Here is an 11,478-nt window from a genome sequence, read left to right as displayed (position 1 = left end):
CCCCACCGCAGTGCACACCCCCCAAACCCGCTCCCCAAAACAGTGAAACCCAACCCGCAGCAATCCACAACCTACTAAAAAACAAAGCAAAACCATCCTGGCACACCCCTTGCTTAATCAACCGTGAAAGGGCAGCACACCACAATTTGAACAATAGCTGGCTAGGGTTCCGGTTCACCACGGTGGATGGCTGGTCCAAGAGCTGGCGACCTCTGAGAGGTTACACGGCGGGACAAAAGCCCGGGAGACAGCAGCACCAGACGGTGTCGCGCTGCCCCCTAATTTTGTGCCACTCAGAGGTCAAGCATGAAAAAAACGCCATTACTCCGCTCTCTTGTACTGTCGCTGGCAATGCTGGTCAGTCTCCCCACGTTCGCCGCTGTGAAAAAAGAGTTCAACGTCTGCTGGACCATCTACGCCGGGTGGATGCCCTGGGGCACCATCAGCAGTAGCAAAATCATCGATAAATGGGCCAGCAAATACGGCATCAAAATCAACGTTGTGCAGCTCAACGACTATATCGAATCCATCAACCAGTACACCGCAGGGCAGTTTGACGGCTGCACCATGACCAATATGGATGCGCTGACCATACCGGCCGCAGGCGGGGTGGACACCACGGCGCTGATCCTCGGTAGCTACTCGGAAGGCAACGACGGGGTAGTGATGAAAGGTAAGGGCAAAACCCTGAAAGATCTGAAAGGGATGAAGGTCTACCTGCCTGAGCTCTCCGTGTCCCACTATCTGCTGGTGCGCGGTCTGGAAAAAGCCGGGCTCGCAGAGAAAGACGTCACCGTGGTGAATACCTCGGACGCAGATATCGTCTCTGCGTTCGGGACCGCCAGTGTGCAGGCTGCGGTGGCGTGGAACCCGCAGCTTTCCGTCATCAAAGGCACGCCAAACACCACCGAAGTGTTCAGCTCCTCGCAGGTACCGGGTGAGCTTATCGACATGATGGTGGTCAACACCGAGACCCTGAAAGACAACCCGGCGTTGGGCAAAGCACTCACTGGCGCATGGTACGAGATGATGGGGCTGATGAAAGCGCAGGATGCCGGCGCGCTGAATGCGATGGCCGCCGCCTCCGGGACCGATCTCGCCGGGTATCAGGCGCAGCTCAAAACCACCCATCTGTTCTATACCCCGCAGGACAACATGGCGTTTGTCACGTCGCCGGATCTGGCGAAAACCATGCAGCGCGTGGCGTCGTTCTCCTTCGACAAAGGGCTGCTGGGCGAGGGCGCGCAGAGCGCCGATTTTATCGGTATGCGCTTCCCGGGCAATGTCACGGTGGGCGATGCCAGCAACGTGAAACTGCGCTTTGACGACAGCTTCGTGAAAATGGCCGCTGCCGGCACGCTGTGATAACGGACGGAGTCTCCATGCGACAAATTAATCGCCATCCCACACCCGGCATGCGGCTGATGCTCGTGATGCTGCCTTTTGTCCTGCTGCTGGCTGCCTACTTTTTTGGCTCGGCGGTCAGGCTGGAGGCCAACCCGCAGGACAAGCTGCTGCCCGGCCTGCAGCAAATGCTGGACGCGTTATCCCGGATGGCGTTGACCCCGGATAAACGCAGCGGTGAATACCTGTTCTGGGTCGATACCCTGGTGAGCCTCGCGCGTCTGCTGGCGGGGCTGGCGATCGCCTCACTGATCGGCCTGTGCATTGGCGTTACCTCGGGCGTGTTTCCGCTGTGGCGTGCATCGCTCTCGCCGCTGATGACGGTGCTGTCGATGATCCCGCCGCTGGCAATACTCCCGGTGCTGTTTATCGTTTTCGGGCTGGATGAGCTGTCGAAGGTGATGCTGATTGTCATCGGCATCACCCCGATGCTGGCGCGCGATCTGGAGCACCGCGCCTGTGAAATCCCACCGGAGATCCTCATCAAAGCCCAGACGCTGGGGGCCAGTAGCTGGACGCTGGTGCTGCGCGTGGTGCTTCCGCAGCTGCTCTCCAGGCTGCTGACCTCGCTGCGCCTGCTGCTCGGGTCGGCATGGCTGTTTCTTATCTCGGCGGAGGCTATCTCCTCTACCGCCGGGCTGGGATACCGCATTTTCCTCGTACGGCGCTACATGGCGATGGATGTGATTATCCCGTACGTCCTGTGGATCACCCTGCTGGCGTGGCTGATGGATCTTGCCCTGCGTCAGTTGCATAAAACCTGTTTTCCCTGGGCGGAAGGAGGGAAGGCATGAGCTTTATCACCATCAACAATATCTGGCAGGAGTACGGCGACCATGTGGTGCTGGAACGCCTGAACCTGCAGGTGAAAGAGGGCGAGTTCTGCTCAATGGTGGGGGCGTCCGGCTGCGGAAAATCTACCTTCCTGCGTCTGCTGCTTGGTCAGGAAGCGCCCAGCCGGGGAGTGATCACCCTCGATGGCAAACCGCTGCGCGCCGAGCCGGACAGCAGCCGCGGTGTGGTGTTTCAGCGCTACTCCGTTTTCCCGCACCTCAGCGTGCTGGATAACGTCGCCATCGGTCTTGAACTGCCGCAATCGCCGCTGTTCGGGCGGCTGTTTGGGGGCAAAAAACGCGCCGTGCGTGAACGGTCGGCGGAGATGCTGGAAAAAGTCGGCCTCGGGCACGCGCTGGATAAATATCCCGCCCAGCTCTCCGGCGGCATGCAGCAGCGCCTGGCCATTGCTCAGGCATTCATCATGCAGCCGCGCGTGCTGTTGCTCGATGAGCCGTTTGGCGCGCTGGATCCGGGGATTAGAAAAGATATGCACGCCCTGTTGCTGCAGCTGTGGGGCGAAACCCGCATGACCGTCTTTATGGTCACCCACGATTTGTCTGAAGGCTTCAACCTCGGCACCCGGCTGCTGGTGTTTGACAAAGTGCGCCTCGACCCGCAGGCACCGAATGCCTACGGCGCGCGCATTACCTACGACATTCCGCTCAACGAGACGCGGCTCTCCGCTCTGAGCGGAACCACGCCCGACAACGTTTATGCCTTAAGGGGGTAACAGTGAATACCATGACGATTTTACGTGAAGAGACGCTTCCCGGCGGGGGACACCTCTCGTTTGCCCTGAAGCGCGGGCAGATCCTGCGCATGACAGATACGCAAGGCGGTGCCAACGTCAGCCTGCTGATGCTCAACCCGCACGAGAAAAGCGAGCGGCTGAACCTGCCCGACACGCTGAAAGGCCAGCACACCGCGCGCCTGACCGCCGGACACTGCTTTTACTCCGACATGGGCCGCGTACTGGCGGGCATTACCGCCGACACCTGCGGCTGGCACGACCCGTTTGGCGGCGTGCTGAATGCCGCCGAAGTGGCGGAAAAATACGGTCAGGGGCGTTATCAGGAGCTGCGCAACGGTTTCTACCGTAACGGTACGGACAACCTGCTGGTGGAGATGGGCAAGTGGGATCTCAACCTGGAAGATCTGCTGATGGTGGTCAATTTCTTCAGCAAGGTCACCGTGGAGGACAACGGCCAGTTCCGCTTCCACAGCGGACATTCGCAGCCGGGCAGCTACGTTGAGCTGTTCGCGCCGATGGACACGCTGATTGTCATGACCGCGCTACCGCACCCGATGGATCTCTCCCGGGAGTACGCCCCGCGCCCGGTACAGCTGAGCTGGCGGCAGGCGGAGGATGAAGAGGGGGCGATTAACGCCCTCCTGACGCGCCCGGAAAACGAACGCGCCATCACTAACACTCAACGTTTCGCCCTGTAAGGAGCCGTGTATGACCGTTGCCAGCGAAAAACATCCCCAGCATGCCAGCTTCCGCCACGTTATCCCAGCGGGGGAACCGTATCTGTTTGAAGTGAAGAAAGGCCAGACGCTACGCCTGCTCGACCTGGAGGGCAACCAGGCGGTGGACACGCTGTTTTACAATGCGGACAACCCGCGTGAGCGCTACGACGCACAGCGCACGCTGCGCCGCCAGAACAACGCTTATCTCACCCACGGCAGCGTGCTGTACTCCAACCTCGGTAACCCGCTGCTGACCATCGTGGCAGATACCTGCGGGCGTCACGATACCCTCGGTGGCGCCTGCGCGCAGGAGAGCAACACCGTGCGTTATGCTCTCGATAAACGCCATATGCACAGCTGCCGGGATAACTTTCTCTGCGCCTGCCTGCACGATGGCCGCCTGCAAAAGCGCGATATTGCCGCCAATATTAACTTCTTCATGAACGTGCCGGTGACTCCGCAGGGCGGGCTGACCTTTGAGGACGGTATCTCCGCGCCGGGGAAATATGTCGAGTTGCGCGCCGAGTGCAACGTCATCGTGCTGATCTCCAACTGTCCGCAGCTTAACAACCCGTGCAACGGCTGGAATCCAACGCCAGCAGAGGTGCTGGTATGGAACTGACACCCACCCGCTGGCAGCGCCTGCGCCAGGCCATTTATCGCTTGTTTGCAGTCCGCGCCGGACGCATTCTGCCGTAACCGCTTTTTCCCCATGGACGACCATGGGTGAGCCGATTTTCGGCGGGACGACCCGCCACGATTGAGTCTGACCTATGTTGACGACACTCCTGATTGCAAATCGCGGGGCGATTGCCTGCCGCATTCTGCGCACCCTGCGCGCCATGAAGATCCGCGGCGTGGCGGTCTATTCCGAAGCCGATCTCAGCAGCCTGCATATCCGGGAAGCGGATGAGGCGTTGAGCCTGGGCGAAGGCCCGGCGGCGAACACCTATCTGGTGAGCGAAAAGATCATCGCGGCCGCCAGAGCCAGCGGTGCGCAGGCCATTCATCCGGGCTACGGTTTTCTGTCGGAAAACGCCGCATTTGCCGAAGCCTGCGAAGCCGCAGGCATTGCGTTTGTCGGCCCCACGCCGGAACAATTGCGCCTGTTTGGCCTGAAACATACCGCCCGCGCGCTGGCGAAAGCGCACGGCGTGCCGATGCTCGAAGGCACCGGGCTGCTGGCTAACGTCGATGAGGCCGTTCACGCTGCGGCGGTAGTGGGCTACCCGGTAATGCTGAAAAGCACCGCGGGCGGCGGCGGGATCGGCATGCGCGTCTGTTACCACGCGGAAGAGCTGCGCGACGCCTTCGATGCCGTGGTGCGCCTGGGCAAGAATAACTTTAGCGACGCGGGCGTGTTTATCGAAAAATACATTGAGCGGGCGCGTCACCTGGAAGTCCAGCTGTTTGGTGACGGCAAAGGCGAGGTGATTGCCCTCGGCGTGCGCGACTGCTCGGTACAGCGGCGTAACCAGAAGGTGCTGGAAGAGACGCCCGCGCCTAACTTGCCGGACGGCATGGAGACCGCGCTGTGCGAGGCGGCGATAAAACTCGGCCAGGCGGTCAACTACCGCAGCGCGGGTACCGTGGAGTTTGTCTACGACAGCGACACGGCCCGCTTTTACTTCCTTGAAGTGAACACCCGTCTGCAGGTAGAGCACGGCGTCACCGAGCAGGTGTGGGGTGTTGACCTGGTTCGCTGGATGATTGACCTGGCGGCCGGAACGCTGCCGCCGCTGGCGGAGCTGCGCGCCAGCCTGCAACCACAAGGACACGCCATTCAGGCGCGGGTCTACGCCGAAGATCCGGGCCGTCAGTTCCAGCCGTCGCCAGGGCTACTCACCGAAGTGGTGTTCCCGGAAAACGACCGTCGCACATTGCGCATCGACAGCTGGATGGAGTCCGGCTGCGACGTACCGCCGTTTTTTGACCCGATGCTGGCCAAAATCATCGCCTGGCAGCCCACGCGCGAGGCGGCGATCCGCGTCCTGCACACCGCGCTGGGAGAGACGCGTCTCTACGGCGTGGAAACCAACCGCAGCTATTTGCAGCAGATTTTAACCTTCCCGCCGTTCGCCCGTGGCGAGCCGTGGACCCGCTGTTTAGAGACGCTGGACTATCAGGCCTTCACGCTGGAGGTGCTCAGCGCCGGGACGCAAACCACGGTGCAGGATTATCCGGGGCGCACGGGCTACTGGGCCGTCGGGGTGCCGCCCTCCGGGCCGATGGACAGCCTGGCGCTGCGTCTCGGCAACCGTCTGCTGGGCAATGAGGAGGGGGCCGCCGCGCTGGAGATCACCCTCAGCGGCCCGACGCTGAAATTCAACTGCGACGCGCAGCTGGCGGTGACCGGCGCAGCCATTGCGCTGACGCTGGACGGCGTGCCGCTGGCAAACAACCGCGTTTTCCGCGTCCGGGCGGGAAGCACGCTGCGTATGGGCGATATTCAGGGTGACGGCGTGCGCAGCTATCTCTGCCTGCGCGGCGGGTTTGAGGTGCCGGATTATCTGGGCAGCAAAAGCACCTTTACCCTCGGGCAGTTTGGCGGTCACGCCGGACGAGCACTGCGCACAGGTGACGTGCTGCATCTGTCCCCATTGACCGAACCTGTCGCGGACGGGGAGCTGCCGCAGGCCCTGCGCACCAGCCTGGATGGGGTGCGTGAGCTGCGGGTGATTTACGGTCCGCATGGTGCGCCGGAGTATTTTACGCCGGGCTATATGGCGGCCTTTTTTGCTACCGAGTGGGAGGTACATTTTAACTCCAGCCGGACGGGCGTGCGTCTGATCGGCCCGAAACCGGAATGGGTACGCGACAGCGGCGGCGAAGCGGGGCTGCACCCGTCGAACATCCACGACAACCCGTACGCCATTGGCGCGGTGGATTTCACCGGCGATATGCCGGTGATCCTCGGCCCCGACGGCCCAAGTCTGGGGGGATTTGTCTGCCCGGTCACCGTCATCGAGGCGGATCTACACGCGGTTGGCCAGCTGAAAGCGGGCGATAAAGTGCGCTTTATGCCGGTGGACGTTTCCACCGCCCGACGGCTGGCGCAGGGGCAGGCGGCGCAAATCGCCAGCCTGACGCCGCAGGTCATGCCGTGGCAACCTGTCGGGCTGAGCTCGCCGGTGGTGCTGGAGGTGGGGGAGGACGATAAACGGCTGGTGGCGAGGTTATCCGGCGATACCCATCTGCTGCTGGAGATAGGCGAGCCCGAACTGGATCTGGTGTTGCGTTTTCGTGCCCACGCTCTGATGCAGGCGCTGGAAACGCGCGCGCTGACGGGGATTATCGACCTCACGCCGGGGATCCGCTCCCTGCAGATTCACTATCAGCCGGAAACGCTGAGTCTGGAAGCGCTGCTGGAGACGGTGGCCGGGCTGTGGCAGGACGTATGCGGGCAGGCGTCGCTGGACGTGCCGTCGCGCGTGGTCTGGCTGCCGCTCTCCTGGGACGATCCCGCGTGCCAGAAGGCTATCGATAAATACATGACCACCGTGCGCCGGGATGCGCCATGGTGTCCGAGCAACCTGGAGTTTATCCGTCGTATCAACGATCTGGCGAATATCGATGAGGTCTATAAAACGGTGTTCGACGCCCGCTATCTGGTGATGGGGCTGGGAGATGTCTACCTGGGCGCGCCGGTCGCGACACCGCTCGATCCGCGTCATCGTCTGGTGACCACCAAATACAACCCGGCACGCACCTGGACGGCGGAAAACTCGGTGGGTATTGGCGGGGCCTACCTTTGCGTCTATGGCATGGAGGGGCCGGGCGGGTATCAGTTTGTCGGACGCACGCTGCAGATGTGGAATCGCTATCACGCCGTGGAGGATTTTGGCGGCAAGCCCTGGCTACTGCGCTTCTTCGACCAGATCCGCTTTTATCCGGTCTCAGCCGAAGAGTTGCTCACCATCCGCCGGGATTTCCCGCTGGGGCGTTATCCGCTGCGCATCGAACACACCACGCTGAAGCTGGCGGAGTATCAGCAATTCCTGGCCTACGAGGCGCCGGAGATTGAGGCGTTCCGCGCGCATCAGCAGGCCGCGTTTGACGCCGAGCGTGAGCGTTGGGCCGCCAACGGTCAGGCCCATTTTGACAGCAGCGAGGTGCTGGTAACAGACGCCGAAGACGCGCCGCTGGCACCCGGACAGGCCGGGATTGACAGCCCGGTATCGGGCAACCTGTGGCAGGTAAACGTTGAAGTCGGTAACACCGTGCGCGAAGGCGATGTGCTGGTGGTACTGGAGTCCATGAAGATGGAGATCCCGCTGGTCGCAACCCAGGACGGGGTGGTCAGCCAGGTGCGCGTGCAGCCGGGTTCATCGGTGCGCGCGGGTCAGTGTGTGGTGGTCCTGGAGAAAACAGCATGAAGCACCTTTTTGATTTACGCCTTGATGTTCTGGCGCAGGCATACCGTTCCGGTCAGCTCCGTCCTCGCGCGGTTATCCTTGCCCTGCGCGAGCGCGCGCTGGCGCTGAACCCGGAATTTAACGCCTTTATTTATCTTCTCATGCCCGACGAGCTGGAGCCGTATCTGGCCGCGCTGGACGGCGTGGATCCGGCATCGTTGCCGCTCTATGGCGTGCCGTTTGCCATTAAAGACAATATCGATCTGGCGGGTATTGAGACCACCGCCGCCTGTCCGGCCTTTGCGTACCGGGCAGAGCAGGATGCGACGATAGTGTCGCAGTTGATCGCGCTGGGGGCGGTCCCGCTGGGGAAAACCAATCTCGACCAGTTCGCGACCGGCTTAAACGGCACGCGCTCACCATTTGGTGCGTGTCGCAACAGTGTGCATCCGGAGTATCCGTCCGGTGGCTCAAGCGCGGGCTCGTCGCTGGCTGTGGCGCTGGGGCTGGCGAGCTTTGCCCTGGGCACCGATACCGCCGGGAGCGGGCGCGTTCCGGCCTCTCTCAATAATCTGGTCGGGCTGAAGGCGACCAAAGGGCTGATCTCGACAGCGGGTGTGGTGCCCGCCTGCCGCACGCTGGACTGCGTAACGTTCTTCACCAGCACGGCAGCGGAGGCCAGCCAACTGCTGGCGCTGACGGCGACGAAAGACGCGCGTGATGACTACAGCCGTGCTAACCCGTCCTGGAACGGAGCGCAGGCATTTGGCGTACCGGCAGCCGGTTTTCGCTTTGGCGTGCCGGACACGCTGGAGTTTCTCGGCTGCGCAGAGAGCGAGGCGCTGTATCACACCGCAAAGGAGAGGCTGATCGCCCTTGGCGGCGTGCCGGTGACCATCGACTTTTCGCCGTTCCTGGCGGCAGCAAAACTGCTCTATGACGGCCCGTGGGTGGCCGAGCGCTACCACGTGGCGGGCGCGTTGATTGAGCAACAGCCGGACGCGGTGCTGCCGGTGATCCGCAATGTACTGCAAAAAGCGCCTGCCATGAGTGCGGTAGCGGCGTTTGAAGCGCAGTACCAGCTTCAGGCCTATAAAAGCGAGTGCGATGCCATACTGGCGGGGCTTGAGTGCGTGTTAACTCCCACTTATCCGCGCCCGGTGAGTCTGGCCGAGCTGGCGGAGGAACCGGTCAAACGCAACTCTGAGCTTGGGCTTTACACCAACTTTATGAACCTGCTTGATTACGCTGCCGTGGCGGTCCCGGCAGGGTTTATGGCCAACGGCTTGCCTTCCGGCATAACGCTGTTTGGCCGCGCGTTTACCGACCAGTATCTGCTCAGCCTGGCCGATGCGTTACAACGTCACCAAATGTTAACCCTGCCCGGCGGGCGCGAGATGCAAGGGGATGCACCTGTTTCGACCGCCACCGATGACCGGATGTATCTGGTGGTGTGCGGCGCGCACCTGGACGGGCTGGCGCTGAATCATCAACTGCGCCAGCGCGGGGCGACGTATGTAGAAGCCACCACCAGCGCCCCGCATTATCGGCTCTTTGCCCTGGCAGACGGCAAACGGCCAGGCATGGTGCGGGCAACAGAACAGGGTTCCGCAATAGCCGTAGAGGTGTGGGCGCTACCGCACAGCGAAGTGGGATCGTTTCTGGCCGGGATCCCCGCACCGCTGGGGCTGGGAAAAGTCGAACTTCAGGACGGGCGCTGGCTGACCGGGTTTATCTGCGAGGAGGCAGGATTAGAGGGAGCACAGGAGATTACGCGATTCGGTGGCTGGCGAGCCTGGCTTGCTCATCATGCGTGAGCAAGCCAGCGCGGTTAACGGTAGAGCGGTTTTTCTGCGACCGGGATCAGTAAGGTAGATTGCCAGTCCGCAAGCGTCAGCTGCGCGAGTTTTCCCAGTGCGGTATAGAACGGGTGCCCGGCGTTTTCAACAAACACGGAGAGAAAACGGGTGCTCCACGGCAGCAGGTGCCACGCCAGAAGCTGGTCGCGTTCCGTCTCGCGTCCGTTCTCAGTGAGCCACGCGGCCAGCAGCAGCAACGTACCAAAATGATCTTCCGGTTCGTTCTGCTGCATCTCAAAGGCAATCTGGTTTTCCCGCATCCACTGACGCAGGGCGAGGGTTGAATCCCCAAACAGCACGGATTCACGATCCAGCCATACGGAACCCCACGGCGGTGCGGGCAGCGCATAGGGGCCAATAAACAGCCGTTGCCAGGCGTCGGTGACGGGCTCATCGGCAGATACCGTAAAGGTGTCGGCGATGGGCCGCAGCGCCGCCTGCGGCAGCGGCCAGTCCGTAACCCAGTCGCCAGCGGTCAGGGCGTTGACCAGCGGCGCAACGTGCTCGCTGTCGGGTGAATAATAAAACAGTGCGCCCAGTACCCGGGCGCTGAACGCGAACGCTTCACGCTGTGAGACATCTTTCATTACAACCTTCCTTGCTCGCGCGGGCGAACCCGCGCGCCTGTGTTAACCGGCAATTGCCATACCTACCGTCATGTGCAGACCATAGAACAGACCGCGGCCGATCAGTTCACCCACGACAACCAGCGCCAGGCCTGCAAAGAGCGCGAGGGTTTTCGGCTCCTGGCGCCGGATGAGCGGGCACAGCCAGCAGCCTAATCCGGCGGCGACCAGTATGATACGGCCAACTTGCCATGCGCCATAGTCCGGCAGCAGGGCGCTGGCCTGTTGTACGGAGCTGTGTAGCGTCGCCAGTTCGTTACTCTGCAGCACAATCACCGCCACGCTCAGCAGCAGCGCCAGTACGCTCACCGATGCGGCACACGTGCCTCTGAAGGCGGTGCCAGCGGCGCGAAGCAGCAGGGCGGCAAACAGCGGGCCGCCCAGCACCATCGTCAGGAAAAAGGCCAGCGTGGTGTAGCCGGTGTACCAGGTCGGAACCGTAGCGATCTGATACACGCGGGTCATGGCCCAGATAAACACAATCCCCAGGATCTGGCTCACCACCATCCATACTTTACCCAACGCGGGCGGCATTTTACCGATAACCGACACCAGCCACCAGAAGCCACCGACGGCAAAGAAGACCGAGCCTGCCGCGATCTCGTTGCTGAGCGCCGACGCGCCAACACGGTTCAGGGAGTTAAACGCCCTGAGCGGGGAGCCCAGGTGCATCACCGATGCGATAAAGCCAACGCCCATGACCAGCCATAAAAAGAACATGCTGCGCACGATGCGGGTTCGGACCGCCTCGTCACTCTCCCTCATCCATGCCAGACCGCTGACGAGCAACGCCCCGGCCACGCACTGCCCAAAAACGGTGAAGATCACCAGCGGCCATTCATGCCATCCACTTCCCATCTCACACCTCCTTCGGGTTTGCCAGATAGCCGGTGGTATCTCCCGTCGGGCGGCTGTTGGCGTTAGGTT

Annotated in this window: 9 protein-coding genes, 1 pseudogene and 1 riboswitch; of the genes and pseudogenes, 7 read left to right on the top strand and 3 right to left on the bottom strand. The window is 61.8% G+C overall.

The features are described from left to right. The first annotated feature begins 150 nt into the window (after nucleotides 1-150). Nucleotides 151-249, top strand: a riboswitch (guanidine-I (ykkC/yxkD leader). Between the two features lie 57 nt (nucleotides 250-306). The 7 genes from ACMWKA_RS25135 (at nucleotide 307) to atzF (ending at nucleotide 9,883) form a co-directional block, all read left to right on the top strand. Further along, nucleotides 307-1,365: a putative urea ABC transporter substrate-binding protein gene (locus ACMWKA_RS25135; RefSeq protein WP_095453058.1), complete on the top strand. Its 1,059-nt coding sequence runs from the start codon at nucleotides 307-309 to the stop codon at nucleotides 1,363-1,365. 17 nt (nucleotides 1,366-1,382) lie between these two features. Then, complete coding sequence (locus ACMWKA_RS25130) at nucleotides 1,383-2,198, top strand: ABC transporter permease (protein ID WP_013096806.1); 816 nt, start codon at nucleotides 1,383-1,385, stop codon at nucleotides 2,196-2,198. Beyond that, nucleotides 2,195-2,971 carry an ABC transporter ATP-binding protein gene (locus ACMWKA_RS25125; RefSeq protein ID WP_013096805.1) on the top strand — a complete coding sequence of 259 codons (777 nt, stop codon included), beginning with the start codon at nucleotides 2,195-2,197 and terminating at the stop codon, nucleotides 2,969-2,971. The genes ACMWKA_RS25130 and ACMWKA_RS25125 overlap by 4 nt, the downstream gene beginning before the upstream one ends. A gap of 11 nt (nucleotides 2,972-2,982) precedes the next feature. Next, nucleotides 2,983-3,690 carry an urea amidolyase associated protein UAAP1 gene (locus tag ACMWKA_RS25120; protein WP_414760688.1) on the top strand — a complete coding sequence of 236 codons (708 nt, stop codon included), beginning with the start codon at nucleotides 2,983-2,985 and terminating at the stop codon, nucleotides 3,688-3,690. A 10-nt stretch (nucleotides 3,691-3,700) separates the two neighbouring features. Further along, nucleotides 3,701-4,333, top strand: coding sequence for an urea amidolyase associated protein UAAP2 (locus tag ACMWKA_RS25115; protein ID WP_013096803.1), 633 nt, complete (start codon nucleotides 3,701-3,703; stop codon nucleotides 4,331-4,333). Between the two features lie 151 nt (nucleotides 4,334-4,484). Beyond that, the gene (gene uca / locus ACMWKA_RS25110; RefSeq protein WP_414760687.1) at nucleotides 4,485-8,087 is read left to right on the top strand and encodes an urea carboxylase; all 3,603 of its coding nucleotides are present in this window, start codon (nucleotides 4,485-4,487) and stop codon (nucleotides 8,085-8,087) included. Beyond that, nucleotides 8,084-9,883 carry an allophanate hydrolase gene (atzF, locus tag ACMWKA_RS25105; RefSeq protein WP_128310784.1) on the top strand — a complete coding sequence of 600 codons (1,800 nt, stop codon included), beginning with the start codon at nucleotides 8,084-8,086 and terminating at the stop codon, nucleotides 9,881-9,883. The genes uca and atzF overlap by 4 nt, the downstream gene beginning before the upstream one ends. Before the next feature lie 14 nt (nucleotides 9,884-9,897). Here the strand turns inward: atzF and dmsD are convergent, their stop codons facing one another. From dmsD to ACMWKA_RS25090, 3 genes and pseudogenes are all read right to left on the bottom strand, one after another. Beyond that, entirely contained in the window at nucleotides 9,898-10,512 is a 615-nt protein-coding gene (gene dmsD / locus ACMWKA_RS25100) for a Tat proofreading chaperone DmsD (RefSeq protein WP_061771536.1), read from the bottom strand. A 42-nt stretch (nucleotides 10,513-10,554) separates the two neighbouring features. Then, entirely contained in the window at nucleotides 10,555-11,409 is an 855-nt protein-coding gene (locus tag ACMWKA_RS25095) for a dimethyl sulfoxide reductase anchor subunit family protein (protein ID WP_340348231.1), read from the bottom strand. A gap of 1 nt (nucleotide 11,410) precedes the next feature. After that, nucleotides 11,411-11,478, bottom strand: a pseudogene (locus tag ACMWKA_RS25090) (dimethyl sulfoxide reductase subunit B); the annotation flags it as partial.

It is taken from the genome of Enterobacter sp. 03-F-07-AD-ECC, assembly GCF_047530935.1.
GTDB lineage: Bacteria > Pseudomonadota > Gammaproteobacteria > Enterobacterales > Enterobacteriaceae > Enterobacter > Enterobacter cloacae.
This window is presented reverse-complemented; position numbering and strand designations above follow the sequence as displayed.